The organism is Mesorhizobium calcicola, assembly GCF_042682105.1.
Classification (GTDB): domain Bacteria; phylum Pseudomonadota; class Alphaproteobacteria; order Rhizobiales; family Rhizobiaceae; genus Mesorhizobium; species Mesorhizobium calcicola.
On the sequence record NZ_JBHUGY010000025.1, the window covers coordinates 39,359 to 63,086 of the forward strand.

The 23,728-nt window shown below is 62.5% G+C and carries 31 protein-coding genes and 5 pseudogenes; 14 read left to right on the plus strand and 22 right to left on the minus strand.

What is annotated here, in order from left to right; translation table 11 throughout:
* Positions 1 to 92: 92 nt before the first annotated feature.
* The 6 genes from lptC (at position 93) to ptsN (ending at position 5,314) form a co-directional block, all read left to right on the plus strand.
* Entirely contained in the window at positions 93 to 806 is a 714-nt protein-coding gene (gene lptC / locus ACFSQT_RS15820) for an LPS export ABC transporter periplasmic protein LptC (RefSeq protein WP_379020123.1), read from the plus strand.
* Complete coding sequence (locus ACFSQT_RS15825; protein ID WP_379020125.1) at positions 793 to 1,374, plus strand: LptA/OstA family protein; 582 nt, start codon at positions 793 to 795, stop codon at positions 1,372 to 1,374. The genes lptC and ACFSQT_RS15825 overlap by 14 nt, the downstream gene beginning before the upstream one ends.
* Positions 1,374 to 2,192, plus strand: a complete 819-nt coding sequence (gene lptB, locus ACFSQT_RS15830; protein ID WP_379020181.1) for an LPS export ABC transporter ATP-binding protein — start codon at positions 1,374 to 1,376, stop codon at positions 2,190 to 2,192. Before ACFSQT_RS15825 ends, lptB begins: the two co-directional genes overlap by 1 nt.
* Positions 2,193 to 2,390: 198 nt before the next feature.
* Positions 2,391 to 3,917 carry an RNA polymerase factor sigma-54 gene (gene rpoN, locus ACFSQT_RS15835; RefSeq protein WP_379020127.1) on the plus strand — a complete coding sequence of 509 codons (1,527 nt, stop codon included), beginning with the start codon at positions 2,391 to 2,393 and terminating at the stop codon, positions 3,915 to 3,917.
* A 266-nt stretch (positions 3,918 to 4,183) separates the two neighbouring features.
* Complete coding sequence (hpf, locus tag ACFSQT_RS15840; protein WP_379020129.1) at positions 4,184 to 4,768, plus strand: ribosome hibernation-promoting factor, HPF/YfiA family; 585 nt, start codon at positions 4,184 to 4,186, stop codon at positions 4,766 to 4,768.
* Between the two features lie 81 nt (positions 4,769 to 4,849).
* A complete protein-coding gene (gene ptsN / locus ACFSQT_RS15845; protein WP_013529589.1) occupies positions 4,850 to 5,314 on the plus strand; it encodes a PTS IIA-like nitrogen regulatory protein PtsN in 465 nt (154 codons plus the stop codon).
* Positions 5,315 to 5,396: 82 nt separating this feature from the next.
* Here ptsN and ACFSQT_RS15850 read toward each other — a convergent pair whose 3' ends face one another.
* The 3 genes from ACFSQT_RS15850 to ACFSQT_RS15860 all read right to left on the minus strand — a co-directional run bounded on the left by ACFSQT_RS15850 (position 5,397) and on the right by ACFSQT_RS15860 (position 6,434).
* Complete coding sequence (locus tag ACFSQT_RS15850) at positions 5,397 to 5,651, minus strand: BQ00720 family protein (protein ID WP_379020131.1); 255 nt, start codon at positions 5,649 to 5,651, stop codon at positions 5,397 to 5,399.
* 65 nt (positions 5,652 to 5,716) lie between these two features.
* Positions 5,717 to 6,142, minus strand: a complete 426-nt coding sequence (locus ACFSQT_RS15855; protein ID WP_379020133.1) for an Hsp20 family protein — start codon at positions 6,140 to 6,142, stop codon at positions 5,717 to 5,719.
* A 100-nt stretch (positions 6,143 to 6,242) separates the two neighbouring features.
* On the minus strand, positions 6,243 to 6,434 hold the full coding sequence (locus tag ACFSQT_RS15860) for a hypothetical protein (protein WP_379020135.1): 192 nt from the start codon (positions 6,432 to 6,434) through the stop codon (positions 6,243 to 6,245).
* Positions 6,435 to 6,458: 24 nt separating this feature from the next.
* On the opposite strand from ACFSQT_RS15860, the gene ACFSQT_RS15865 reads away from it, so the two are divergent.
* The gene (locus ACFSQT_RS15865; RefSeq protein WP_379020137.1) at positions 6,459 to 7,400 is read left to right on the plus strand and encodes a nucleoside hydrolase; all 942 of its coding nucleotides are present in this window, start codon (positions 6,459 to 6,461) and stop codon (positions 7,398 to 7,400) included.
* A gap of 54 nt (positions 7,401 to 7,454) precedes the next feature.
* On the opposite strand, the gene ACFSQT_RS15870 is transcribed toward ACFSQT_RS15865, so the two are convergent.
* The 11 genes from ACFSQT_RS15870 to ACFSQT_RS15920 form a co-directional block, all read right to left on the minus strand.
* Positions 7,455 to 7,790, minus strand: coding sequence for a hypothetical protein (locus ACFSQT_RS15870; RefSeq protein WP_379020139.1), 336 nt, complete (start codon positions 7,788 to 7,790; stop codon positions 7,455 to 7,457).
* Positions 7,791 to 7,823: 33 nt separating this feature from the next.
* Positions 7,824 to 7,952, minus strand: coding sequence for a hypothetical protein (locus ACFSQT_RS15875; RefSeq protein WP_379020141.1), 129 nt, complete (start codon positions 7,950 to 7,952; stop codon positions 7,824 to 7,826).
* 21 nt (positions 7,953 to 7,973) lie between these two features.
* Positions 7,974 to 8,138, minus strand: coding sequence for a hypothetical protein (locus tag ACFSQT_RS15880; RefSeq protein WP_379020143.1), 165 nt, complete (start codon positions 8,136 to 8,138; stop codon positions 7,974 to 7,976).
* Between the two features lie 81 nt (positions 8,139 to 8,219).
* On the minus strand, positions 8,220 to 8,834 hold the full coding sequence (locus ACFSQT_RS15885; protein ID WP_379020145.1) for a LysE family translocator: 615 nt from the start codon (positions 8,832 to 8,834) through the stop codon (positions 8,220 to 8,222).
* Positions 8,835 to 8,948: 114 nt separating this feature from the next.
* A complete protein-coding gene (locus ACFSQT_RS15890; protein ID WP_379020147.1) occupies positions 8,949 to 10,400 on the minus strand; it encodes an amidase in 1,452 nt (483 codons plus the stop codon).
* Between the two features lies 1 nt (position 10,401).
* Complete coding sequence (locus ACFSQT_RS15895; protein ID WP_379020149.1) at positions 10,402 to 11,307, minus strand: ribokinase; 906 nt, start codon at positions 11,305 to 11,307, stop codon at positions 10,402 to 10,404.
* Between the two features lie 144 nt (positions 11,308 to 11,451).
* Entirely contained in the window at positions 11,452 to 11,934 is a 483-nt protein-coding gene (locus ACFSQT_RS15900) for a hypothetical protein (RefSeq protein ID WP_379020151.1), read from the minus strand.
* A complete protein-coding gene (locus tag ACFSQT_RS15905; protein ID WP_379020153.1) occupies positions 11,909 to 12,424 on the minus strand; it encodes a hypothetical protein in 516 nt (171 codons plus the stop codon). The genes ACFSQT_RS15900 and ACFSQT_RS15905 overlap by 26 nt, the downstream gene beginning before the upstream one ends.
* Entirely contained in the window at positions 12,391 to 12,783 is a 393-nt protein-coding gene (locus ACFSQT_RS15910; RefSeq protein WP_379020155.1) for a hypothetical protein, read from the minus strand. The genes ACFSQT_RS15905 and ACFSQT_RS15910 overlap by 34 nt, the downstream gene beginning before the upstream one ends.
* A 20-nt stretch (positions 12,784 to 12,803) precedes the next feature.
* Entirely contained in the window at positions 12,804 to 13,274 is a 471-nt protein-coding gene (locus ACFSQT_RS15915) for a hypothetical protein (protein ID WP_379020157.1), read from the minus strand.
* Between the two features lie 220 nt (positions 13,275 to 13,494).
* Complete coding sequence (locus ACFSQT_RS15920; RefSeq protein ID WP_379020159.1) at positions 13,495 to 14,373, minus strand: methylated-DNA--[protein]-cysteine S-methyltransferase; 879 nt, start codon at positions 14,371 to 14,373, stop codon at positions 13,495 to 13,497.
* A 352-nt stretch (positions 14,374 to 14,725) separates the two neighbouring features.
* On the opposite strand from ACFSQT_RS15920, the gene ACFSQT_RS15925 reads away from it, so the two are divergent.
* Together ACFSQT_RS15925 and ACFSQT_RS15930 are read left to right on the plus strand one after the other, a co-directional pair.
* Positions 14,726 to 15,136, plus strand: coding sequence for a class I SAM-dependent methyltransferase (locus ACFSQT_RS15925; protein WP_379020161.1), 411 nt, complete (start codon positions 14,726 to 14,728; stop codon positions 15,134 to 15,136).
* Positions 15,136 to 15,402 (plus strand): hypothetical protein, encoded by a 267-nt coding sequence (locus tag ACFSQT_RS15930; RefSeq protein ID WP_379020163.1) that lies wholly within the window; start codon positions 15,136 to 15,138, stop codon positions 15,400 to 15,402. The genes ACFSQT_RS15925 and ACFSQT_RS15930 overlap by 1 nt, the downstream gene beginning before the upstream one ends.
* Before the next feature lie 91 nt (positions 15,403 to 15,493).
* Here the strand turns inward: ACFSQT_RS15930 and ACFSQT_RS15935 are convergent, their stop codons facing one another.
* Positions 15,494 to 15,988, minus strand: coding sequence for a DUF2244 domain-containing protein (locus ACFSQT_RS15935; RefSeq protein WP_379020165.1), 495 nt, complete (start codon positions 15,986 to 15,988; stop codon positions 15,494 to 15,496).
* Between the two features lie 22 nt (positions 15,989 to 16,010).
* Between ACFSQT_RS15935 and ACFSQT_RS15940 the strand changes: the two are divergent.
* Positions 16,011 to 16,586 (plus strand): annotated as a pseudogene (locus ACFSQT_RS15940) (endonuclease III domain-containing protein); the annotation flags it as partial.
* 56 nt (positions 16,587 to 16,642) lie between these two features.
* Here ACFSQT_RS15940 and ACFSQT_RS15945 read toward each other — a convergent pair.
* The 5 genes and pseudogenes from ACFSQT_RS15945 to ACFSQT_RS15965 all read right to left on the minus strand — a co-directional run.
* Positions 16,643 to 17,026: pseudogene (locus ACFSQT_RS15945) on the minus strand (trimethylamine methyltransferase family protein); the annotation flags it as partial.
* A gap of 182 nt (positions 17,027 to 17,208) precedes the next feature.
* Positions 17,209 to 17,580 carry a hypothetical protein gene (locus ACFSQT_RS15950; RefSeq protein WP_379020183.1) on the minus strand — a complete coding sequence of 124 codons (372 nt, stop codon included), beginning with the start codon at positions 17,578 to 17,580 and terminating at the stop codon, positions 17,209 to 17,211.
* Positions 17,474 to 18,061 carry an SDR family NAD(P)-dependent oxidoreductase gene (locus tag ACFSQT_RS15955; protein ID WP_379020167.1) on the minus strand — a complete coding sequence of 196 codons (588 nt, stop codon included), beginning with the start codon at positions 18,059 to 18,061 and terminating at the stop codon, positions 17,474 to 17,476. The genes ACFSQT_RS15950 and ACFSQT_RS15955 overlap by 107 nt, the downstream gene beginning before the upstream one ends.
* Positions 18,062 to 18,184: 123 nt before the next feature.
* Positions 18,185 to 18,505, minus strand: a complete 321-nt coding sequence (locus ACFSQT_RS15960; RefSeq protein WP_379020169.1) for a CBS domain-containing protein — start codon at positions 18,503 to 18,505, stop codon at positions 18,185 to 18,187.
* Positions 18,459 to 18,728: a hypothetical protein gene (locus tag ACFSQT_RS15965; RefSeq protein ID WP_379020171.1), complete on the minus strand. Its 270-nt coding sequence runs from the start codon at positions 18,726 to 18,728 to the stop codon at positions 18,459 to 18,461. The genes ACFSQT_RS15960 and ACFSQT_RS15965 overlap by 47 nt, the downstream gene beginning before the upstream one ends.
* Before the next feature lie 241 nt (positions 18,729 to 18,969).
* Here ACFSQT_RS15965 and ACFSQT_RS15970 point away from each other — a divergent pair, with 241 nt between their 5' ends.
* The gene (locus ACFSQT_RS15970; RefSeq protein ID WP_379020173.1) at positions 18,970 to 19,140 is read left to right on the plus strand and encodes a hypothetical protein; all 171 of its coding nucleotides are present in this window, start codon (positions 18,970 to 18,972) and stop codon (positions 19,138 to 19,140) included.
* A gap of 12 nt (positions 19,141 to 19,152) precedes the next feature.
* Here ACFSQT_RS15970 and ACFSQT_RS15975 read toward each other — a convergent pair.
* A pseudogene (locus tag ACFSQT_RS15975) lies at positions 19,153 to 20,451 on the minus strand (amidase).
* A gap of 120 nt (positions 20,452 to 20,571) precedes the next feature.
* Between ACFSQT_RS15975 and ACFSQT_RS15980 the strand changes: the two are divergent.
* Positions 20,572 to 20,920, plus strand: a pseudogene (locus ACFSQT_RS15980) (GFA family protein).
* Positions 20,921 to 21,063: 143 nt separating this feature from the next.
* On the opposite strand, the gene ACFSQT_RS15985 reads toward ACFSQT_RS15980, so the two are convergent.
* Positions 21,064 to 21,930 carry an MFS transporter gene (locus ACFSQT_RS15985; protein WP_379020175.1) on the minus strand — a complete coding sequence of 289 codons (867 nt, stop codon included), beginning with the start codon at positions 21,928 to 21,930 and terminating at the stop codon, positions 21,064 to 21,066.
* 537 nt (positions 21,931 to 22,467) lie between these two features.
* On the opposite strand from ACFSQT_RS15985, the pseudogene ACFSQT_RS15990 reads away from it, so the two are divergent.
* A pseudogene (locus tag ACFSQT_RS15990) lies at positions 22,468 to 23,450 on the plus strand (AraC family transcriptional regulator).
* A 63-nt stretch (positions 23,451 to 23,513) separates the two neighbouring features.
* Positions 23,514 to 23,728: cupin domain-containing protein (locus ACFSQT_RS15995; protein ID WP_379020177.1), on the plus strand; the 215-nt coding region annotated here is incomplete at its 3' end.

Here is a 23,728-nt window from a genome sequence, read left to right on the forward strand (position 1 = left end):
AGTTTTCATGGGCTTGTGCTTGCTTGAAGGCGCGGGCGTCCCACCTATAGGCGGTGTTTTCAGGTGGGCAGGGGTTTAGAAGAAAGCAGTGAATGTTAGCGCGACCGATTGAACCGACCAACGCCGAGACGGAGTTGGTCCCCACGGCGGACGGCCGGATGCGTGGCGATGCTTTCGACCGCGCCCAACGTCATTCGCGCCGCGTGCGCGTTCTCAAGTTTGCCGTGCCGCTGGCCGCGGCCCTGATCGCCATCGCTTTCCCGGTCTATTCCTATCTCGCCGCACCGGTCTCGGTCGCGGTCCAGGCGGAAGGCACCGCCTTTTCCAACGGCAAGCTGGTGATGGCCAATCCCAAGCTCAACGGGTTCACCAAGCAGAAGCAGCCCTATTCGATGACCGCGCTGCGCGCCATCCAGGATGTCAGCACGCAAGGGATCATCGAACTGGAAGGCATAGACGCCAAGGTGCCGGTCGGGCCCGACAATGTGGCGGCGATCAAGGCTTCGCGCGGCACCTACGATCGCAACGGCAATACGATGAACCTGACCAGCGACGTTATCATCACCACGACCGACGGCATGCAGGCCAAGTTCAAATCGGTCTTCCTCGACATGGGCAAAGGCACTATGAAGACGGGAGATCCCGTCGATGTCAGCCGTGTGGGGTCACGGATCACGGCGGATTCGATGTCGGTCCAGGACAATGGCAAGGTTCTGGTTTTCGAGAACAAAGTGCGCGTCAACATCGATTCCGCCGGCTTGAAGACGGCAGAGGGAAACAGCGGAGAAACCAATGCGGCTCAGTAGTTCGACGCGGCTCGTGGCTGCAACTTCGGCGTTGCTGCTGCTTGGACTGGTGCCGTCATTGGCGCAGTCCACCACCCAATCAGGTCTCAAACTGTCCGGCGACAAGCCGATCCAGATTGAAAGCGACAAGCTGGAAGTCCGCCAGGCCGACAATGTCGCCATCTTCACGGGCAATGTCAGCGTCGTCCAGGGGCCGACGCTGATGAAGGCCGGCAAGATGACGGTCTATTATGTCAAGGACCCCAACGCCGCGGCCAAGGGCACGGAAGCCGCGGGTGCGGCGATGACCGGCTCGGCCAACATCGATCACCTGGAGATTTCCGACAAGGTTTACATCAAGTCGGATGCGCAGGTCGCGACCGCCGATCAAGGCAGCTTCGATATGAAGAGCCAGGTTCTGGTGCTTTCGGGTCAGAAGGTGGTGCTCTCCCAAAACGACAACGTTCTGGTCGGCTGCAAGCTCGTCGTGCAGATGAAAACCGGGCTGGCCCAGGTTGATCCATGCGCCGGGAAACGCGTCGTGATGTCGATCACACCGCCGCCGAAATCGGGAGCGGCGAACCCCTGATGGTCAGCCTGTCGTCGCTGACGGCGCGTCTTCCGGGACGGGCCGCCGGCAAGCTTTCGGCGCCGTCCACGATGACCGTCGATAAGGGAAAGTTCAAGGGAACCCTGATCGCCAAGGGTCTGACCAAGAGCTACAAGGGCCGTAAAGTCGTCAGCGGCGTCACCATAGGCGTGCGCGCCGGCGAGGCCGTCGGGCTGCTCGGCCCCAACGGCGCCGGCAAGACGACCTGCTTCTACATGGTCACCGGCCTGGTGCCGGTGGATGAGGGCACGATCGAAATCGACGGCTTCGACGTCACCTCGATGCCGATGTACCGGCGCGCGCGCCTCGGCATCGGCTATCTGCCGCAGGAAGCCTCGATCTTTCGCGGCCTGAGCGTCGAACAGAACATCCGCGCCGTGCTCGAAGTGGTCGAAAAGAACCGCAAAGAGCGTGAGCGCAACCTCGACGAACTGCTCGAGGAATTCCACATCAGCCATCTGCGCAAGGCGCCGTCCATGTCGCTGTCCGGCGGCGAGCGGCGGCGCCTGGAAATCGCGCGCGCGCTGGCGACGCGCCCGGCCTACATGCTGCTCGACGAGCCCTTTGCCGGCATCGATCCGATCGCCGTCGCCGATATCCAGCAATTGGTGCGCCACCTGACGGCGCGCGGCATCGGCGTGCTCATCACCGATCACAATGTGCGCGAAACGCTCGGCCTGATCGACCGCGCCTACATCATCCATGCCGGCCAGGTGCTGACCCATGGCCGGGCCGACGAAGTGGTGGCAAACCCGGATGTGCGGCGGCTTTATCTCGGCGAGGGTTTCACGCTCTGAGCGTGAAATTTGTTTCCTGACACGATTTTTGGTGCCCCGAACGCTCTTTTTCTCTGATTTTGCGCCGAGATAACGCTCCGGTAAGCGAGTTTTGCTAGCTATTGCCTTGACAAGCAAAAGCCGGGCCAGTTTCTATACCGGTTGCAAAATTCCTGTCCGGAAGTCCGGATGCGTAGACGAGGCGTTTGAAACCAGACCATGGCGTTGGCGGCCAAACTACAACTACGACAATCGCAGTCGCTGGTGATGACGCCGCAGCTGATGCAGTCGATTCGGCTGCTGCAGTTCACCCATGTCGAGCTCGAGCATTTCATCGACGAGGAAATCGAGCGCAATCCGCTGCTGGAGCGCGCCGAACCGCAGGACGATGCCGCCAGCGACCAGGCGCAGAAGATCGAGGCGGAGCCGCAAGCCACCACCGACGGCGACTGGTTCGAAAACGAGACGCAGTGGAGCGCCGAGGCGATCTCGGACAAGCTCGATACGTCGCTCGAAAACCTGTTTCCCGACGATCCGGGGACGAGCGAGCGGCTCGGTCCCGACCTGACGGCGCAATGGAAATCGGCATCCGGCAATGGCGCCGGCTCCTCATCCGAGGGTTTTGATGCCGGCGATATGGCGGCCGCGGCGATCACGCTGCGCGACCATGTCGGCGAACAGGTGGCGCTCGCCTTCGCCGATCCGGCGGCACGGCTGATCGCCGCCAACCTGGCCGACGGCCTCGACGAGACCGGCTATTTGCGCGCCGACCTGGCCGAGATCGCCACCCGTCTCGGCACGGACGTTGCCGCGGTACGAAAGGTCCTGGCGGTGTGCCAGACTTTCGAGCCGGCCGGCCTGTTTGCCCGCGACCTTGCCGAATGCCTGTCGCTGCAGCTCGCCGTGCGCGATCGGCTCGATCCGGCGATGAAGGCGCTGGTCGCCAATCTCGAACTCCTGGCGCGGCGCGATTTCCATGCGCTGAAACGGATCTGCGGTGTCGACGAGGAGGATCTGCTCGACATGCTGGCCGAGATCCGGGCACTCGATCCGCGGCCGGGCATGGCGTTTTCAGGCGGCGCCAGCGACGCGATCGTCGCCGATGTCGAGGTGCGTGCGGCCAATGACGGCAGCTGGACGGTCGAGCTCAATGCCGAAACGCTGCCGCGCGTGCTGGTCGACCATATCTATTTCGCCCAGGTCTCGCCGCAGGCGAAGAACCAGGCGGAAAAGGATTTCCTGGCCGAATGCCTGCAGAACGCCAACTGGCTGACGCGCAGCCTGGACCAGCGGGCAAAGACCATCCTCAAGGTCGCCTCGGAAATCGTTCGCCAGCAGGATGCCTTCCTCGTCCATGGCGTGCGCCAGCTGAAGCCGCTCAACCTGCGCACGGTGGCCGACGCCATCGGCATGCACGAATCGACGGTCAGCCGGGTCACCGCGAACAAATACATGCTGACGCCGCGCGGCGTGTTCGAACTGCGTTATTTCTTCACCGCCTCGATCGCCGCGTCGGGCGGCGGCGATGCGCATTCCTCGGAATCGGTGCGTGACCGCATCAAGCAGCTGATCGACGAGGAAAAACCCGTCGACGTGCTTTCCGACGATGCGATTGTCGACATGCTGCGGGAGAGTGGCGTCGACATTGCCAGGCGGACGGTCGCCAAGTACCGGGAAGGCATGAATATTCCCTCCTCGGTGCAGCGCCGGCGCGAGAAACGGGCGCTGGCCAGCGCCGGGCGCTGATACGGTTGGATCTTTCCACAGACCAGCACTTCATTGACAAGCCGCGGTGAAGTGGCTAGAAGCCCGCCCGCATGAGAAGGGCGAGATGCCCGCATGCGGATGGTCCGTCACGACGTTGGCCTCGGGACGGTCAAAGGGCGGCTTGTGATCAACCGGAAAGTTCGGATTTAAAATCGGCGCTCGTGACGCCGCAAAGCTTGTGCGCACGGACCACGAGTATAAACTCGGGCCAGTTTGAAGCCTGAGCAAGGAAGGTCAGTTTTCAGATGAATCTGCGCATATCGGGAAAACACATGGATATCGGCGATGCGTTCCGCACACGCATCAACGATCGTGTCGGCGAAGCGATCGGCAAATATTTCGACCGCGGCTTTGCCGGACACGTCACGGTCATCAAATCGGGCTCGCGCTATTCGGCGGATTGCATGATCCGGCTCGATTCCGGCGCTTCGCTGCAAGCCACCGGCGATGCCCAGGATCCGACATTGGCCTTCGAGGCCGCGGCGGATCGCCTGGAAACCCGCCTGAGGCGCTACAAGCGGCGGCTGAAATCGCACAATTCGGGCAGCGCCAACGGCGACCTGACCGACATCGCCTACACGGTGATGGCGCCGCTGGCCGATGACGACGAGGACATGCCGGACAATTTCGCGCCGGCCATCGTCGCTGAATCGACCATGACGCTGAAGACCATGTCGGTGGCGTCGGCAGTCATCGAGCTCGACACCAAGGACAGCCCGGTCTTCGTCTTCCGCAACGCCGGAAACGACCATCTCAACATCGTCTATCGCCGGCCCGATGGAAACATCGGCTGGATCGACCCGTCCACGACCAAGGTCGCACAAGCGTGACGACCAGGGTCGCACAGGGATAAAAGCCGGCCGCACGAGGGGTGGGGACTGGTGACGGCAGGCGAATAAGGATTTTCAAGCATGGATCTGAGCGATCTTATCAACGTTCCGGCGATCCTGCCGGCGTTGAAGGCGAACTCCAAAAAGCAGCTGCTGCAATTGCTGTCCGAACGGGCCGCGGCGATTTCCGGCATTCCGGAGCGGGAAGTGTTCGACACCATCCTGCAGCGTGAACGGCTGGGCTCGACCGGCGTCGGCAACGGCATCGCCATTCCGCATGGCAAGCTGGCCGGCGTGAAGCGCATCGCTGGGGTTTTCGCCCGGCTGGAGACGCCGGTCGATTTCGAATCGCTGGACGATCAGCCGGTCGATCTGGTGTTTCTGCTGCTGGCGCCGGAAGGGGCGGGCGCCGACCATCTCAAGGCCTTGTCGCGCATCGCGCGGGTGCTGCGCGACGCCGACACGGTGGCCAAGATCAGGGGTACGCGCGACGCCGCCGCAATCCATGCGCTGCTGTCGGATACGCAAGCCTCGCACGCGGCCTGATATTTTCTGGATTGAATTTACCCAAGGGCCGCCGTGGGCGGCCCTGTTCGTTTGAGCCCGGCTATTCGCCGGGTGCGCCTGGCTAGTGAATGGCGACCGTGGTCAGGTCGTTCTCCATGGCGCCGGCCAGAGCGCGGTCACGCGCATCCGAGAGGAGGATCGGCTGGCCATTGGCGGCAAACAGCGCCCACAGTTCCATACCGGGCGCGATTTCACCGAGATTCGGGAAACGGCCGAGCAATTCGTCGCTCGAGACCTTTCTGAGATAAGCGACCGAGCCCTCGCCGAGATGGGCGAATTCGCCGCTGGTCATGGTGATATTTTCAGTTCTGGTCATTTCAAAGCCTCCTTGGCGCGAGGACGCCGCTCAAGGCCATCCCGCATGAGAGCCATCGGTAAAGATCAGTCTTTCACCGATATGTTTATTTTCCGTACCAGCCGTTCGGACTCCGGCCGATCGAGATCGATCGACAACAGGCCGTTCTTCAGTTCCGCCGCGATCACCCGCATGCCGTCGGCCAGCACGAAACAGCGCTGGAACTGGCGCGCGGCGATGCCGCGATGAAGAAATTCGCGCTCGGTGTCGTCGGTCTGACGGCCGCGCACGACCAGCTGGTTTTCCTCCGTGGTGACATCGAGATCGCATTCGGCGAAACCGGCGACCGCCAATGTGATGCGCAACCTTTCGGTCTTGCCGTCGGCGCCGCTGAGGCGTTCGATGTTGTAGGGAGGGTAGCTGTCACCGGACTTCGCAAGGCGCTCCAGCGTTTTCTCCATGGCGTCGAAACCAAGGAGAAGCGGGCTGGAAAAGGGCGTCATTCGGCTCATGTTACACTGTCCTCTCAAGAGCGACATAAAGTGGAAAAACCCAGATGGCATTTTTCCCGATGGCCTTGATATGGTCCGCCCCGCGACCAAGTTCAAGCCGTCAAAAGACCCGCCCAAAAAGACCAGATCGTGGACTCACAGGAATGATCGACATGGCGCTTGAAACGGCGAGCGGATGCAGGGAGAAGCGCGCAGGCCGGGACAGTCTTGCCCGGTCGAGCGGTTCGACATGGCAGCTCGCGGCCGCTTCGGCGTCCTTCGGATGTTTCGGATCAGATTCATCCAAGTCCATGGCCCCGCCAAACAAGGAATTGAAATGCCTCAATCACGCAAGATCATCATCGACACGGATCCCGGCCAGGATGACGCCGTCGCCATTTTGCTGGCGCTCGGCAGCTCCGAGCTGGAGATCGTCGGCATCACCGCCGTTGCCGGCAACGTGCCGCTGAAGCTTACCGAAAAGAATGCCCGCAAGATCTGTGAGTTGGCCGGCCGGCCGGACATCAAGGTCTATGCCGGGGCCATCCGGCCGTTGATGCGCGAACTGGTCACCGCCGAGGAAGTGCATGGCAAGACCGGCCTGAACGGACCGCAATTGCCCGAACCGACGATGAAGCTGCAGGACCAGTACGCGGTCGATTTCATCGTCGAGACGCTGATGAAGGAAGAGAGCGGCACCATCACGCTTTGCCCGCTCGGGCCACTCACCAACATTGCCCTGGCGCTGATCCGCGAACCGCGCATTGCGCCGCGCATCAAGGAAATCGTGCTGATGGGCGGCGGCTTCTTCGAGGGTGGCAATGTCACGCCGTCCGCCGAATTCAACATCTATGTCGATCCGCAGGCGGCCGACATCGTCCTCAAATCCGGTATTCCGATCGTGATGATGCCGCTCGACGTCACCCACAAGGCGCTGACCACCGCCAAGCGCACACAGACCTTCCGCGCGCTCGGCACCAAGGTCGGCACCGCGACCGCCGAGATGCTGGAGTTCTTCGAGCGTTTCGACGAGGAGAAATACGGCACCGATGGCGGGCCGCTGCACGACCCCTGCGTCATAGCCTATCTGTTGAAGCCGGACCTGTTCAAGGGCCGCAACTGCAATGTCAGCGTGGAAACCACCTCGGAACTCACCATGGGAATGACCGTGATCGACTGGTGGGGCGTCACCAAGCGGCCGAAGAACGCCATGGTGATGCGCGACATCGACCATGATGGCTTCTTCGCCCTGTTGGTCGAGAGGCTGGGGCGGCTTTAACTCCCGATCGCATGCCGCCCTGTTGTAATTCTGGGGCGGCATGCACCGGCCCGTTCACTCGCCAAGCAACCGGAAGGTATCGATGCCGTTCTCATGATGCTGCCGTTCGATCGAAACGCCAGATCCGGCGGCTCGCGGCACTGCGTCGTAGACGAACACCAACGGGCTATTTTCGTCGAGACGGATTCCGTAGAGGTAGCGGAACCCGCCCGTCAGCCCGGTATCAGGTGCTGGAGAGGCGTCGAGCACGCTGGCGACTGTACCTGTCAAGCGCTCCACATCGACGATCGGGCTGCTTTGCCTCGCAATCAGGGCGCCGATTGCCACAGCGCACACGCCCACAACCAGGCTGGTGATGACTATGCCCCGAAGATTTTCGCGCAGGGTCATGAAGGCAAGGCCATACCGCGCTTTGGCCATGGTTCAATTCGCAAACCGGTAGAAGACGAAGCCATTGTCGCGTGTCACGCGCTCGATGCCGACGCGTGAGCCGATCAGGTGCGGGCGATCGTCGTCGACGAGAACTAACGAACCGCTCTCAAGGGAAAGCACGTAAATACTGCGACCTTTGCCTCACTGGGCACTTTTGATCGTTGCGGCGACTACATCATCTGAATGGATCGGGCTTGCGTCATTGGTCCATTTGTTCAGAGCCGAGGGAACCATCACCGCGAACAGAGAACCAATCAGGATCACGCCAGGCGCGTTCCTTTTTAAATCAGCATAAGTCCAAGACATAGATATGAATCCACGGCGCGGATTCATGTGGTGGCCAGAAGGCTGATTTTCAATCAGCCCTCATCAGCTGTAGGTCTGCCGTTACTTCGACCGCGAAAACGCCAGCCACAGGCCGCCGCCGACCAGGAAGCTGCCGCTGATCCTGGACATGAGCTTGATGCGGCTGGCCGACAGCAGGCGCCCGGCGCGGCCGGCGGCGAGTGCATAGGTCGAATCCGAGATGGCGGCGAAGATCATTGCGGTGAGGCCCATGACGGCGATCTGCAGCGAGTAGTTGCCTTGGGGCGCGATGAACTGCGGGAAGAAGGCGCCGAAGAACACCAGCGTCTTGGGGTTGCTGAGTGCCACCAGCAGGCCCTGCAGGAAGAAGCCGCCGCGCGGTTTCCTCGCCGTTCCATCGGCATTCAGCTTACCCTTGGAACGGAACATCTGCACGCCCATCCAGATCAGATAGGCGGCGCCGATCAGCCTCACCCATTCGAACCAATGGCCCATGCCCGAGATCAGCGTGTTGAGGCCGATGCCGACGATGGCGATCATCACGGCAAGCCCGGCCTGCGTGCCGGCGACATTGGCAAGACCGGCGCGAGAGCCATGGCGGATGCTGTTGGCGATGATCAGCGTGACCGTTGGGCCGGGCACCAGGATGATGACGATGCAAGCGAGGACATAGGCGGCGTAGAGTTCCAGCGACATGATTTTTCCCTTGGAATGCCGCCAATGCGGCGCAACGGACGACAATCAATGCATGGCGGCGCTGTCGGTGCAAGCCGGTAGGCGAAGCGCCGCGATACGTCGGTGCACCCGCGTTCAGGCGCCGGCCTCCCAGGGCAGCGTCGCTTCATACGCCGCCGCCGCCTTCAGCACGGCGAGGTCGCCGCGCGGCCTTCCGATCAGCTGCATGCCCATCGGCCGGCCCTTGTCGTCGAAGCCGACCGGCACGTTGACCGCAGGGCAACCGCCCAGCGTGGCAAACGCGGAAACCTGCATCCAGCGATGGTAGCTGTCCATCGCTCGTCCGGCAACCTCACGCGGCCAGTGCGTGCCGACTTCGAAAGGAAAGACCTGCGCGGTCGGCAGCGCGATCAGATCATAGCGGTCGAAGATCGACAGCAGCGTGCGATGCCAGGACGTGCGGATGACCGAGGCCGCGCGGATCTGCGGCGCCGTCAGCCGCATCGCGTTCTCCACTTCCCAGATGGCTTCCGGCTTCAGCAGGCCGCGCTTCGAGGGGTCGTCGTAGTGGGTTTTGAGCGCACAGCCGCTACTGGTCTGGCGCAGCGTCACGAAAGCCTGCCACAGCGCTTCGAAATCGAAATCCGGCTGCAGCGGTTCATGGGGGAAAGATGCATCCGCGAACCGGCCGAGCGCGGCCTCGCAGAGATCGAGAATACCGGCCTCGACCGGCAGATGACCGCCGAGGTCGCCGAACCAGGCGATGCGGCCGCGAGCCGCTGCTGTTCCAAGCCCTTCGAGGAACGAGCCCGGTTTCTCATAGGACAATGGCGCGTGCGGATGATAGCCCGCCTGCACATCGAGCAGCAGTGCCATATCGCCGATATTGCGGCCCATCGGCCCGTCGACGCCCATCTGCGCATGAAAGACCTCGAAGTCCGGTCCGCCGGGGACGAGCCCTTGCGACGGGCGGAAGCCAAAAACATTATTCCAGGCCGCCGGATTGCGCAGCGAACCGCCGAAATCGCTGCCATCGGCGACAGGCAGCATATCGAGCGCCAGAGCCACCGCCGCGCCGCCGCTCGAGCCGCCGGCGGTCAGCGCCGGATCGAAAGCGTTCAGCGTCGGCCCGAACACGGTGTTGTAGGTGTTGGAGCCAAGACCGAATTCGGGGACGTTGGTCTTGCCGATGATGATGGCGCCGGCATTACGGATGCGTTCGACGAAGAAATCGTCTTCCTGCGGCACGAAATCGGCGAAGATCGGCGAGCCCAACGAGGTCCTGAGGCCCGTCGTCGAGGCGAGGTCCTTGATGGCGATCGGCAGACCGAAGAGCGGACCGGTTTCGACACCTGCCTGTCGCCGGGCATCGGTCGCATCGGCCTCACGCAGGATATCGCCGCGGTCGCGCAAGGAGACGATGGCGTTGACCAGCGGATTGACCGCCTCGATGCGGTCGAGGAAAGCCGTCACCACCTCGCGGGCGGAAAGCGTCTTTCGGCGGATCGCGTCGGCGAGTTCGACAGCGGACCGGCGGCAGATATCGCCGGCCGGCGGCACGGCATGTTTCGTGCGAGGGCGCAGCATCTCAGTGGGTTCCCTGAAGCGCTTGATCGACATCCTTGGCCAGTGGGATCGCTGGCTGGGCGCCAGGCTTCAGGCAAGCCAGCGAGCCGGCCGCACCGGCACGCGCCAGCGCCTTGTCGAGCGTGAGGCCGGACGACAGGCCGGCGGCGAAGTAACCGCAGAACGTGTCGCCGGCGCCGACCGTGTCGACAGGGGTGATCTTCATTGCCGGAACGGTCAGGAAATCGGTCGGCGTCGCCGCCAGCACGCCATCGCCGCCGAGCGTGACGACGATGGTGCGGCCGGTTTTGCCGGCATAGTCGCGCATGCGCGCCGCTCGGTCGCGGCCGTTCAGCGACAGCGCTTCGCCATAGAGGTCGAACTCGGTTTCGTTGGCGACGGCATAGTCTGCCTTGCCGAGGAAAGCCGCTGCCTCGCTTTGGAAAGGCGCGGTGTTGAGCACCGTGACGGCGCCGGCCGCTCTTGCCTGGTCGAGCGCGGCATCGACGGTGGCCAGCGGAATCTCATGCTGCAGCAGCACGACATCGCCCTTTTTCAGAAAGGCTTTTGAGAGATCGCCGGGCAACACGGAAGCGTTGGCTCCCGGCACCACGGCGATGATGTTCTCGCCATCGTCGCCGACCATGATCAGGGCCGTACCCGTCGAGGCAAAGGTCTCGGCGACGCCGGACAAGTCGACCTTGCCGTCGCGCAGCAATGCCAGCGCCTCGGCGGCGAAGCTGTCCTTGCCAACGGCGCCCACCATGCGCACCGAGGCGCCGGCGCGCGCCGCCGCCAGCGCCTGGTTGGCCCCTTTGCCGCCGGGCGTCGTTGCAAAGCTCGAGCCGCCTACCGTTTCGCCGGGGCTCGGCAAGCGGTCGACATTGGCGATCAGGTCAAGGTTGATCGAGCCGATAACGATAATCACGCAAGGCCTCCTGCCAGAACAAATTCAAGTGTTGGAGCGTCCTTCATGCGTTCGAGCGAACGCAGGTCGTTCCAATCGCGCGGGAAGCTAACCTGTAAGGCCGCGGCTTGCCAGACCACGTGAATGGTCCAGCTCGATTTGTGCTCATTCACAGCGCACGTTGACCGTGCCCTGATAATTGCCGGCGGGAAAGACGCCCGATGATTTGGTGGCGGTGAGGTCAACCTGGATAGTGTGGGTGCCGTTGACGACGCGTTGAGGTACGCTTCCGGAGGTGTCGACGCCGGTGCCGTCGAGGCGGTAGACGGTGCTGAAGTTGACGTTGGTGCCGCCGCCGCTTGGCGCCGAGGAGAACGATGCGGGCGCCGGCGCGGAAACGGAATAACAGTCGAGCAGGTTGAGCAAGGTGCAAAGCAGCGAGTTGGCGGTGATGGTGGCGCCCGCGCTCGATCCGCCCGCCTGCTTGGAGCCGAACACGTCGAGGCCGGAATTCACCGTCATCGTTCCGGACGCACCGACCGTGATCGTGCAGGTGCCGACGATCGCCGCTTGCACCGGAAGGCAGAAGCCGGCAAGTGCCGCCATCGCAACCAGCGCGTGGCTATTTCTTCTTCTTTTTCTTGCCATCGCTTCCGGTCCTGATGCTCCAGCCTTCGTTGGCCCATCCAGGTGATGCGGCCTCGGGAGCGGGTGCGGTGGCGGCCACGCTCGCCGTCGGGCCGTCGGCGCCGAGGCCCATTTTGAGGAGTTTCAGCTCGAGCTGCAGGCGCTCGACCTCAAGCTCGTAGAGGCGGCTGCAATCGACGCGTTTCGGCGAGCGCCCGATCGGGACCACCACACGGCCGTAGGTGGCGACGTCATTGTTCGACTGGTTGTTGCCTCTGATGACGCCGAGGTCGAGATAGGCGCCGGTACCCGATACCGCGGAACGGCAGGTGGTGCCGTCGGAAGCGTGGACCTCGTCCTGCCCCTGAGGCAAGGTCACACCGGGCAGGTTGAAGCCGCTCTCATTCTGATTGAGATTGTAGACATCCTCGGCCAGAACCGGCGAGATCCTCGCCAACATCGCTGCAAGCGCGACTGTCAGGATTTGCGGTGCCCAAAAAACTTTCCGCATATCTGTGCCCTTATCTGCGTCTGTTGATTGGGAAAGGGGATGCTTTCGGTACAGATACGCACTTTACGCTCGGCAGCGCCGCCGAAGGGCACGACCACAAGGACAGGACGGGAAGCCTGGGAAGCCAGTTGGAAGACACTTGGAGAAATCCTGGCTTCCACCGGCTGAAAATCCTGATCGTAGACGTGGATTTCGATCCTGATCTTCTGGCTGTAAGGATTGGCGGGGAAGACTCGGACCGCGAAGACGTCGGTGAAGCTGTTGACCTCGCCTCGCATCGGCGACATCGACTGAGCCGCGGCGGCAACAGGCATCAGGCCGACGGCCAGTGCCGCCGCCAGGATTCGAGCAAGTGCCAAGGTGGCCTCCTTCCCTAGGGCTATTCGCAGCGCAGCGTTACCGTTGCCTGATAGTTTCCGGAGGCGAAGCGGTTGCTGCCGCCCTTGGTGCCGGCGAGGTTGACCGAGACGAGGTCGGCGCCCGGAACGGTCAGGCTGGTGGCCGAACCTGTTTCGGAGATCGGGTGGGCGCCGCTGGCGGAATAGGTCGGCGTCCAGGTGGTGGCCGTCGCATCGGCAGCCGGCGCCGTGGTGATGGTGACCGGATCGACGCTGAGCGACACACCTCCGGTGGTCGTCAGCGTGACCGTTCCGGCCGATCCGCCACTGTTGTGCGAGCTTAGCGACTGGAGATCGGGACTCACCGTCATCGTGCCGTTGGTGGCGACCACGAGCGTGCAGGTTGCGGTGATCGTGCCATTGAAAATGACATTTTGCGTCGTGGCCAATGCGGTCTGGTCAATACAGGCGACCAGCAGGGCTGCGCCGAAGCTGGCGCGAAACAAATTCATCGAGACCTCCTATTAAGCCGGATCGCCCGAATTAATATCGGTCATCATCACTTTATCGTGGTTAATTTGGGGTTAACTTAAACAATCGGCGAAAATAACAAACGTGTAACCAGGGGTTGTCTTTGGTTGCACTCAAGAAAATCCGATGCAACAATCGTGCTTATACTTGATAGATCTGACTTTTATAGATTCTTCCGGCGACAATCGGAAAAATCGACATTCACGACGACACTTGCCCCGCTTCCCAGCCCAGGATGGCGCGCTTGCGGGTCAGGCCCCAGTGATAGCCGGTGAGATCGCCGGACTTGCCGATGGCGCGGTGGCAGGGAACCACGAAAGAGAGCGGGTTGGCACCGTTGGCGGCACCGACGGCACGGCTGGCGCTCGGCGCACCTATGCTGGCGGCGATCGAGGAATAGGTGCGAGCCTTGCCCATCGGGATCTTGAGCAGGGCCTCCCAGACGCGAACCTGGAAGTCGGTGCCGATCATGACGACGTGCAGCGGCTGGTCGGGCTGCCATAGCGTCGGGTCGAAGATGCGCGCGGCATAGGGTGCCGTGGCGGACATGTCCTCGACATAGCTGGCGTTCGGCCAGCGGCTGGACATGTCGGCGAAGGCGGCGCGTTCCTCGCCCGGGTCGCTGAAGGCGAGGCCGGCAAGCCCGCGGTCGGTAGCCATGATCAGGGCGGTGCCGAACGGCGAGGGATGGTAGCCGTAGCGGATGGTGAGCCCGGCGCCGCGCGTCTTGTAGTCGCCCGGCGACATCGCTTCATGGGTGACAAAGAGATCATGCAGCCGGCCCGGGCCGGACATGCCCAGCTCGAACGACGTTTCGAGCAGCGGCATGCCCGAATCCAACAGCTTGCGGGCATGGTCCAGTGTCACCGCCTGCAGGAAGGCTTTTGGCGACAGGCCGGCCCAGCGGGTAAAAAGCTTCTGCAGGCCGGTCGGCGTCTCGCCGACCTCCTCGGCCAGTTCTTCCAGCGACGGCTGGTCACGATAGTCGAGGCTGATCTTCTCGATGGCGCGGCGCACGATTTCGTAGTCGCTGCCCTCGGGCGTGATGTCCTTTTTGAGAACGGCTGTCTGTGTGCTCATGGAACTGTCTCCTTGGTCAGGAATATCGCCCCTTGGGGCGTCGATCGCCACCCGAAACTTGCCTTCCGGCGGCGCATACCCAGATAGACACGGGATTTCGAGAGCCTGTTCCACCCCGATAAGATCGGGATTGGGCTATGTCTGTTTGTATGAGCATCTTTCCCGAAAACCGGATTCCGCTTTTCGGGATCATGCTCTGACCAGGAGACGCTGATGACCGGCGAAAAAATAGATCTGACGGGAGAAAGGGAGACCTTGCTGCTGACGCTCTACGGCAAGGCGCTGGAGAGCGGGTTGCCGGATTCGCTGCTCAGGGATCATTTCGCCGACGAGGCGGCTCGCAAGATCGATTATGATTTCTCAAGGCTCAAGGTCGACGGCAATCTCGGTGTCGGCCTGGCGATCAGGGCGAAGACGCTGGACGTGCGCGTTCAGGACTTTCTCGCCAGAAATCCCGACGCCATCGTGCTGCATCTCGGTTGCGGGGCTCGATACGCGGATATTTCGCGTCGATCCACCACCAGGCGTGGACTGGTTCGATGTCGACTATCCGGAAGTCATCGAACTCAGGCGCAAGCTTTACCCGTCCCGCGACCACTACCATCTGGTCGCTTCGTCGGTAACCCAACCGGATTGGCTGGCTGAAGTGCCTCGCAATCGCCCGGCCATTGTGGTGGCCGAAGGACTGACGCCCTATCTCCCCGCCCACGAGGGCCACGCCTGCTTGCGCGGCTTGTCTCGCATCTTGCCAGTGGCGAACTGATGTTCGATGCCTACAGCCGTTTCGGCCTGAAGCTGCTTCGCCTCAATCCGGCCATCAAGGCGACGGGTGCGCAGGTCCACTGGGCGATCGACGATCCGCACGAACTGGAACTGGCCGTCCCGAAGCTGCGGTTCGTCGAGGACATCTCGGCCTACAAGCCTGAACACGCCGCCCGCATGGGCTGGGTCGCCAAGCTGTTCGTTCGCCTGTGGCGGCACATTCCAGCACTGCGCAAGGTCGGCAGGCTTTTGCGGTATCGGTTTTGAGGTGCTGGTTTCTCTTTGTTTGACGCAATTCCCTTGGGAAAAGCGCTACGCACTTCCCCGGGGAAACCGTTCACACTTTTCTGGAGTTGCTCTATCGCGTCTTGGCGGTCGCCAGCGCGCGCGAAAAGGCGGTGGCGAAGCTTTCGCGATCGTCGGGATTGAGGAAGCCGCCGATCGGCACGTTCTGCCCCTGTGCTTCCACAGCCATCCTGGTGATGCCGATCTCCGCGTGACGGGCGACTGAAAACCGCACCCAGAACGGGTTGAAGCGATGCGCTTCCGATTTTCCCGATGGTGCTGTCTTGCGGATATCGAGTCTGGTGCGCGAAACCGACACCTCCTCGCGGGCGCGCGCCGCACGGTAGTTGGCGCGAAAAGCGATGTAGACGGCGACCACGTCGAGGCCGAAGAAGCCGAACGCCGGCCAGGCGCCGCGCGACAGGAAAAACGCGCCTGTCACCAGCCAGCCGGACAGCAGCGCGCCCATCAGCACGGCAAAGCCGGTTCTGCCCAGAGACCGGTGCGGGGTCAGCAGCGCCTGAAAGAATGGCTCGTCGGCCTGGAATGAGGCGTTTGTATCGCTCATGAGGGGATACTATAGGAAGGGAATGGCGAGCCCCAAGTCAAAAAAATCCAGCGCACCCGAAAATGACCTTTTGCCCGGCCGGCGCGATGGCTCGAACGCCAAGCCGCGCCCGAGACCGGTGAGGCCTGGTTCGCGCTACAGTGCTGCCGAAGTGCACGAGATCTTCCGGCGCTTTTCCATTCAGCGACCCGACCCGAAGGGCGAGCTCGAACATGTCAACGCCTTCACCTTGCTGGTGGCGGTGGTGCTGTCGGCGCAAGCGACCGATGCAGGTGTCAACAAGGCGACGCGGGCACTGTTCGAGGTCGCCGACACACCGCAGAAGATGCTGGCGCTGGGCGAGGCCAAGGTCGGCGATTATATCAGAACCATCGGGCTCTGGCGCAACAAGGCCAAGAACGTCATCGCGCTGTCGCAGGCGCTGATCGGCGACCATGGCGGCGACGTGCCCAACGACCGCGACCAACTGGTCGAACTGCCGGGCGTCGGGCGCAAGACCGCCAATGTCGTGCTCAACATGGCCTTCGGCCAGCACACGATGGCGGTCGATACCCACATCTTCCGCATCGGCAACCGGCTCGGGCTGGCGCCCGGCAAGTAGTTCATGTGCAGGTGCCGCTTGGGGACCGCGATGTCCATCGGCTCGCAAAGCACACCGCCTGTCATGTGGATTGCCGGGGCCTGGTAGGCGAGCTTCGCGAAATTCACGAAATCCGTGATCGTCGAGTTTCGCCTCTTGCCCTCCAGATCGAGCACATTTGGCGATCCGTAGGCCGGGACAAAGATGCTCTTTCTGCCACCGAGGCTGATCGTCTTGGCTGGATTTCTGGCAACGACAGTGAAGGTTTCGGGGGCTTTGGCGACAAGCTCCAAGAGCTGGTTCCTGTCGATCCTGACCCGCTGGCCGACGACGTCGGCACCGGCCGCGCGCCAGAGTTCGACTGCCTCATCATCGCGGAATTCGATACCTATCTCTTCCAGTATCTGCATGGAGATATTGTGAAGCCGAAGCAAATCCTCCTGGCTCAGCAAGTCCATATAGGGTAACCCGCGCTCAAGCGGCGGCAAGAAAGTACCGTTCTGTCAGATCGCAATTTTTGCCGAGCGCCTCGGCCACCTGATCTCGCAGACATTTTTTCATCCCTAATTTACGCGGCAATATAGGATTCTTGCTGTGACGCTAACCACCAATAAAAAATGATGTAACTTATGAACTGAAGTTATGACCGTGAGTGACCGAAACTATCGTTGTCACACACGAATCCCCCTGCCGGGAAGCGGGTTCCGCCGCCCAGCCGCCAAGTCCCGCACAAAATTTCAGAGTCGTAGTGGCCGGAAAGTGAGCGCGCAGCTGCTAGTAGACGGCTTTGGCTCCCGCGACCTCCAGCGTGGTCCCGGCAATGAAACAGGCGGCATCCGAGCTCAGGAAGAACATCGCATCGGCGATTATTTTCGGGTTCGCCAAGCCGGCCGAGAGGATTCGACCTACTGAGTTCGGCCACCGCCGTGGCGGGATCGAAACCGCGATGTACAAAGCCGGACCGAAGCATGGGAGTATCGATCTCCCCGGGGCAAACAGCATTGACCCTGATGCCGTCTCCCGCATGGTCTCGCCCAAGACATTTTGAAAAACGTGGCGACGGCAGCCTTGCTGGCGCAGTAGGCTGCGTGACTGGGCCCGGGATAGACGCCCCAGGTCGAGGAGATGTTGACGATCGAACCGCCGCCATTTTCCTTCATGAAGCGCACTGCCCGCCGGCAAGTGTAGAATATGGCCGTCAGATTGATGTCGAAGGTTCGCTCCCAATCCTCATCGCTTGTTTCCAGGATCGTCCCGCGCGTGATGATGCCGGAATTGTTGACGAGGGCATCAAGGCGGCCGGTCAGGTTGATTGCAGTGTCGATGAGGTCCTCGCAATAGGCCTTGCTTCTCAGGTCGCCGGGTCGGGCCAGGGCATTTTCCCCAATCTTGTTCAATGCGGTAGTCGTGTCCTGCAATGCTTCCGCGTTGGCGTCACCGGCGACGACAAAATATCCGTTGGCCACGAACTTCGCGCAGATTGCTCGGCCCATCCCGCCAGCAGCTCCGGTGGACGATCGCGGTCTTACGTTCAGTCTTCATGATCGTTTATCCAGCGGATCGAAGAGATATCGGCGGCAGGCACGTGCATCCAGGAAGCATGGTCTTATGTCCCCCTAGAGGCGCTCATGCACGCCTCGCAGGATTGACGATGCGGTGATAACGCCCACATCTGCTCCGCTCTCATCGATAACGACCATCGGCGTGTTGCCGTGTCGATTGGACAGGCCAAGCAGTTCTTCGATCGGCGTATCAAGCCTTAGCCGCGGAGCATCGGCCAGAGGCTGGCCCTGTCCGACACTTTCGAACTGCTCAAGCGGCAACATCACCGTTTCGGCCTTCAGGAGCTTAAGCCGGCTGCTTCCCTGGACAAATTTTTCGACATAGGGGTCATTTGGACTGCCGATTATCTCGTCGGCTGAGCCGATCTGAAGCATCTTTCCGTCCTTTCATCACACCGATGTGGTTGTCCCAGCCGGACGGCTTCATCGAGGTCATGGGTGATGAAAAGCGTGGTCTTTGCCAACTTCGTCGAAAGCGCCTTGAACTGATCCTGCAATTCCCGGCGAATGAGCGGGTCGAGGGCCGAGAGGGCTCGTCCATCAACAAGATGGAGGGATCAGCCGCCAGCGCTCGAGCAAGGCCGACCCTCTGTTTCATTCCGCCCGAAAGCTGGTCGGGGTAAACGGTCGCCCCAGCCGGCGAGCTGGACGAGCTCGAGCTTTTCCTCCGCAATCTCACGGCGCTGCCGGACGCTCGCCTTTCGCAGTTCCAGGCTCAAAGCCACATTGTCGCGAACCGTGCGATGGGGGAAGAAGCGCTACGTTCTGGAAGACCATCCCCATCGTGCGGGCGCGGAGCTCCGATCGACAGCAGCGGATTGCCGCAGGCCGACAAGGCGTTGACGGATCTTTCAGACGCGCTTTACGCCGGAAAGCTCGTCGTCAGGGGATCGATCGAGCATCGCACGCAGACCATCGCCGGAAAGGACTACAGCCTGCCCTGGCTGGTCGCGACCGGCATCGTGCGCGCAGCCAGGGACAGCGAACGCAAGCATTGTTCGTCGCACTGATATTCACAGGGGTCACGGACCAAGCAAACGCTCCACCTCGGCCGCGATCCGCAGCAGATGGTGGTCGCGGCCATTGCGCGCCATCAGCATCAATCCTGCCTGTCGCACCATGCCCGGCATCGGCAGCGAGATCGCACAGAGGTCGAACTGGTTGGCGACCTGCGTGTTGCGCAGCAGCAGGCCTTCGGTGCGGTCGCGCAGGCCTGCGTCCTTGGCGATGGAAACGATCGTCGGCGCGGTCACCGGTGTGGTTGGCAGGGCCAGCACATCGACCGATGCCAGACGCTCGTCCATGGCGGCGACGAGCGCGGCGCGGCGGCGTATCGCCCTGATGTAGACTGGCGTTGGTATAGAAGCGGCGCGCGACAAGGGCCCGCTGACGTGCGGGTCGACCGGCACCAATGCCCCTGTCGCCAACCAGTCGGCATGGATCTCGGCCCCTTCCATGGCGGCAATCGAACCACGCCTGGTGGCAGAACGCATATCTGCGAGCAGGTCGTCGATCGATATCTCCGCCAGGTGCGCGCCAGTCTGCTCGATCTTGCGAAGGCTGCGATCGAACGCCGCGGTGATCGCACTTTCGGTGTCTTCGAAAAGAACGCCGCGCGTAATACCGACGCGAAGCCCGGCAAGTGGGAGCGGCACATGCAGTGCCGGCGGTTCCTCGCCGGCCATCGCGGCGTCGGCGATCGCGCACGCAGCGACACTCAGCGCGAGCGGTCCGATCGAATCAGAGTCGCGGATAATGGATAGGCGCCGGTCAATGGCACGCGCCGCGCCGTCGGCTTGAAGCCGACGACACCGTTGAGCGATGCCGGTATGCGCACCGAACCGCCGGTATCCGAGCCGATGGCGATGTCGCAGGTGCCTTCACCAACGGAAACGCCTGCACCCGAAGACGAGCCGCCCGGGATGCGGCTGGCATCCGTCGCATTGCCGGGCGTGCCATAGTGCGGGTTGTCCCCGATCGCGGTGAAGGCGAATTCGGTCATATTGGTCTTGCCATGATCACCGCGCCGGCCTGCCGCAGCCGGCCGACTATGGCGGCATCGCGCAGGGCGGGCGCGGCGTTCCTGGGCATCAGCGAGCGGCCGTGGTTGGTTCACCGGCGACATCGAACAGGTCCTTGATCGAGACAATGGTGCCGTCGAGCGGTCCGAGCGTCACGCCGGCCCGCTTGCGGGCATCGCTGGCGTCGGCCGCGGCCCGCGCGGCCTCGGTGTACAGCTTGGTGAACACGCGTTCTTCGTCGACACGGGCGGCGAGGCGCGCCATGATGTTTTCTTCCAGATGATCGCGGACTGAACGCATTTTCGGTGTCGGACTCCAGACGCCTTGAACGTCTTAAGGGGTGGCGGCCAGCGCATGGCTTGCCGAGACTTAACCGGCGCAAGCGGTTTTGCACACTGCCGAACACGAGGAAAATATCCGATGCTCTACAAAGGCAGCTGTCACTGCGGCAAGGTCACCTTCGAATTCGAAGCCCAGCTGGCCGGCGCCGTGCGGTGCAATTGCTCGATCTGCTCGCGCAAAGGTGCCCTGTTTGTGCGCCATCCCGCACGAGACCTTGCAGGTTCTGGCCTGGGGCGATGATCTCGGCACCTACACATTCGGCAACCACGCCATCGCGCACCGTTTTTGCCGAGCCTGCGGAATCCACCCCTTCGCGGAGGATGTCGGCGAAGGCGGTGAACGCAGCGCCTACGTCAACATGCACTGCGTTGCGGATTTCGACCCTTCCACCTTGCCGGTCTTCGACTTCGACGGGCGTGCGGCCTGAGCCTGTCGGTACCCCGGTCACATCGGCCGCTTTGGCAAAGTCGTTTGCCGCTGCCACACAACGGCATCGGCCCGAAAACCGTGATGGGTCTCGGGCCGACGCGCAATGTCAGGGAAGCGATCCCCGGATGGTGAGTCCTGCGCCTACTCGGCGCGCTTCGGGCCCACGCAGGAACACCACGACAGCCGCCAGCAATGTCGCCGTGCCGCAATAGGCGAAGGCGCTGGGACACACCGGCATGATCGACAGCAGGCCACCGAAGACAGCGCCCAGCGCAATCGCCACCTGGAACGTCGCAACCATGAGCCCGCCGGCGCTTTCGGCCTGATCGGGCGCGGCCCGCACCAGCCAGCTCTGCAGCCCGACCGGCACCGCGCCGAAGGCAAAGCCCCAGACTGCAACCCGCGGTGGCGGCGATCGTGGGCAAGGCGCCGAAGACCAACATCGAGGGCAGCGGCCACGGCAATCAGCAAGGGCGCCAGCGCAACGGCTTGCCTTGAGGTTGCGTTCGGCCAGGATGCCGCCGGCACATTGCCGAAGAAGCCGCCTATGCCATAGGCCAGCAGCACCAGCGAGATCGTCTCGATGTCGAGCACCGGGACCTTCTCGAGGAAGGGCCGGACATAGGTGAAGCCGGCAAAGTGCCCGGAAGCGACCAGCAGCACGACCAGCAGCGCCATCCTGATGGAGGGACGCTCGAGTACGTCGAGCAAGGTGCGGAAGCTTGCCACGCCCATGGGCGGCAATTTCGGGATGGTGGCAACCTGCACCAGCAGCGCCAGGGCGCCGACGACGGTCGCGATCATGAAGGCCGTGCGCCAGCCCCAGATGTCACCGACATAGGCGCCGACCGGCGCCGCGCAGACCGTTGCCAGCGAAACGCCCGTGAGGATGATCGACATGGCGCGCGGCATCAGCCGCATCGGCACCAGCCGCAGCGCCATCGCCGCCGACATCGCCCAGAAGCCGCCGAGCGCAACGCCGAGCACGACGCGGGCAAGCAGAAGCACGGTAAGCGATGAGGCAAAGGTGGGCCAGCAGGTTGGAAAGGATCAGGAACATCGTCAGCATCCACATCACCAGCCTGCGGTCCATACGCCTGGTGATGATGGCCATAGTGGGCGCGGCAATGGCGCCGACGATGGCGGTCGCCGTCACCGCTTGTCCGGCCACGCCTTCGGTGACGCCGAGGTCGCGCGCCATCGGCGTCAGCAGGCTGGCCGGCAGGAACTCGGCGGTAACGAGGCCGAAAACACCAAGTGCAAGCGAGACCACGGCACCCCATGCCGGCTCGGTTCGTTCATCGGATTCCGCAGGGTTCAGAAGAGTGGCGTCGATGACGCCTGTCGCGGGTTCGGCCATGGTCAGTCTCCGATCTGTTTGCAGCGCCGCATAGGGAACGACCGACTGGGGCTCCACCCCTTTACATGCCTTGCCGTCGCGGCTTGGCTATGTGGCCGGTTTCCATCTTGTTTGCAGCGCAGCATTTGGCTGCAACGCAACATAGGGAGTGACCGCCTGGGAGTTTCCATGCTAGAAACCCCATTATGCTTGACCATTCGTCCAAAATCCCGATCACTGGCGATCCGCTTCACCGACATCTTGCGCGGGCTGCGCCTTGATGGCGTCGAATATGGCCGCTGCGAAATGAAGGAGCCCTGGGGCATCCAGTTCCCGGCCCAACCCGGGGCGCGGTTTTCATTTCATCGGCCGCAGAGGCTGCTGGCTGAAGCAGCCATCCGGCGAATGGGTGCAACTCAACGCAGGCGATGCAGTGCTGCTGCCGCGTGGTGCTGCCCATACCCTCGCCAGCGAACCCGGCGCTCAGGCCTGGCCGATCCACGGCTACGAGCTCGAAGAGGTCTGCAAGGACGTCTATTGCACGTCGAACGCAGAGATGTGCGACAAGAATTGCCAACCGGGAACGCTGCTGTTTTGCGCCAGCATGTATTTCAATCTCGATGGCCTGCATCCCTTGCTCAGCATGATGCCGGATGTGATGCGCACGCATGAGCTGGAAGCCTACGAACCGGGCATACCGCATCTGCTGGACTCGATGGCGCGCGAAGTGACCATGGAGCGCGTCGGCTCCGGCGGCATCCTGGCGCGGCTGGCTGACGTGCTTGCCGCCACCGTCATCCGCTCATGGGTCGAGCGCGGTTGCGGCGACTCGTCCGGCTGGATCGCGGCGGTCAGGGACCGCGAGATCGGCCGCGTGCTGGCCGCCATCCATCTCGAACCGAACCACGACTGGACGGTCGATGCGCTGGCCAGGATGATGGGCGCCTCGCGATCGGGATTTGCCGAGCGGTTCGCCACCATCGTTGGCGAAACGCCGGCAAAATATGTCACCCAGGTGAGAATGCACCAGGCGAGACAATGGCTGGTCCGCGACCGGATGAAGATCTCCGTCGTTGCCGCGCGCCTCGGCTATGAATCGGATGCCGCCTTCAGCCGTGCCTTCAAGCGCGTCATCGGCTCGCCGCCCAGCCACCTTCGCGCCGAGGAAAGCGGCTCGGCGTTTCCGTGAAACCATGAACCGCTCGGCCTATGTTGACCGTGACTGGCTGATCATTCCGGGCTAGAAACCGGCATGGATTTCAGCTCAACCAGGAACATCTTGCCGGCCTCGGGCGGTCCGCTGACCGACATGTTGCGCGGTTTGCGGCTGGACGGCGTCGACTACGGCCGCTGCGAGCTTGGCGAGCCGTGGGCCGTGTTGTTTCCAGCCCAGAAGGCGGCGCGGTTTCACTTCATCGGCCGCCGCGGATGCTGGCTGTTTTCGCCATCCGGGGAATGGTTGAACCT

Coding starts and splice junctions, on each gene's coding strand:
- ACFSQT_RS15955 (WP_379020167.1), bottom strand. CDS start 18,061: ATGGGCCGAGCAATCTGCGCGAAGTTCGTGGCCAACGGATATTTTGTC.
- ACFSQT_RS15855 (WP_379020133.1), bottom strand. CDS start 6,142: ATGAGCCGAATGACGCCCTTTTCCAGCCCGCTTCTCCTTGGTTTCGAC.
- ACFSQT_RS15860 (WP_379020135.1), bottom strand. CDS start 6,434: ATGGACTTGGATGAATCTGATCCGAAACATCCGAAGGACGCCGAAGCG.
- ACFSQT_RS15885 (WP_379020145.1), bottom strand. CDS start 8,834: ATGTCGCTGGAACTCTACGCCGCCTATGTCCTCGCTTGCATCGTCATC.
- ACFSQT_RS15925 (WP_379020161.1), top strand. CDS start 14,726: ATGATTTCTCAAGGCTCAAGGTCGACGGCAATCTCGGTGTCGGCCTGG.
- ACFSQT_RS15900 (WP_379020151.1), bottom strand. CDS start 11,934: ATGGCAAGAAAAAGAAGAAGAAATAGCCACGCGCTGGTTGCGATGGCG.
- ACFSQT_RS15825 (WP_379020125.1), top strand. CDS start 793: ATGCGGCTCAGTAGTTCGACGCGGCTCGTGGCTGCAACTTCGGCGTTG.
- ACFSQT_RS15890 (WP_379020147.1), bottom strand. CDS start 10,400: ATGCTGCGCCCTCGCACGAAACATGCCGTGCCGCCGGCCGGCGATATC.
- lptB (WP_379020181.1), top strand. CDS start 1,374: ATGGTCAGCCTGTCGTCGCTGACGGCGCGTCTTCCGGGACGGGCCGCC.
- ptsN (WP_013529589.1), top strand. CDS start 4,850: ATGGATCTGAGCGATCTTATCAACGTTCCGGCGATCCTGCCGGCGTTG.
- ACFSQT_RS15965 (WP_379020171.1), bottom strand. CDS start 18,728: ATGAAACAGAGGGTCGGCCTTGCTCGAGCGCTGGCGGCTGATCCCTCC.
- ACFSQT_RS15880 (WP_379020143.1), bottom strand. CDS start 8,138: ATGTCTTGGACTTATGCTGATTTAAAAAGGAACGCGCCTGGCGTGATC.
- ACFSQT_RS15870 (WP_379020139.1), bottom strand. CDS start 7,790: ATGACCCTGCGCGAAAATCTTCGGGGCATAGTCATCACCAGCCTGGTT.
- lptC (WP_379020123.1), top strand. CDS start 93: ATGTTAGCGCGACCGATTGAACCGACCAACGCCGAGACGGAGTTGGTC.
- ACFSQT_RS15905 (WP_379020153.1), bottom strand. CDS start 12,424: ATGCGGAAAGTTTTTTGGGCACCGCAAATCCTGACAGTCGCGCTTGCA.
- ACFSQT_RS15865 (WP_379020137.1), top strand. CDS start 6,459: ATGCCTCAATCACGCAAGATCATCATCGACACGGATCCCGGCCAGGAT.
- rpoN (WP_379020127.1), top strand. CDS start 2,391: ATGGCGTTGGCGGCCAAACTACAACTACGACAATCGCAGTCGCTGGTG.
- ACFSQT_RS15915 (WP_379020157.1), bottom strand. CDS start 13,274: ATGAATTTGTTTCGCGCCAGCTTCGGCGCAGCCCTGCTGGTCGCCTGT.
- ACFSQT_RS15960 (WP_379020169.1), bottom strand. CDS start 18,505: ATGCTTCAGATCGGCTCAGCCGACGAGATAATCGGCAGTCCAAATGAC.
- ACFSQT_RS15930 (WP_379020163.1), top strand. CDS start 15,136: ATGTTCGATGCCTACAGCCGTTTCGGCCTGAAGCTGCTTCGCCTCAAT.
- ACFSQT_RS15935 (WP_379020165.1), bottom strand. CDS start 15,988: ATGAGCGATACAAACGCCTCATTCCAGGCCGACGAGCCATTCTTTCAG.
- ACFSQT_RS15920 (WP_379020159.1), bottom strand. CDS start 14,373: ATGAGCACACAGACAGCCGTTCTCAAAAAGGACATCACGCCCGAGGGC.
- hpf (WP_379020129.1), top strand. CDS start 4,184: ATGAATCTGCGCATATCGGGAAAACACATGGATATCGGCGATGCGTTC.
- ACFSQT_RS15850 (WP_379020131.1), bottom strand. CDS start 5,651: ATGACCAGAACTGAAAATATCACCATGACCAGCGGCGAATTCGCCCAT.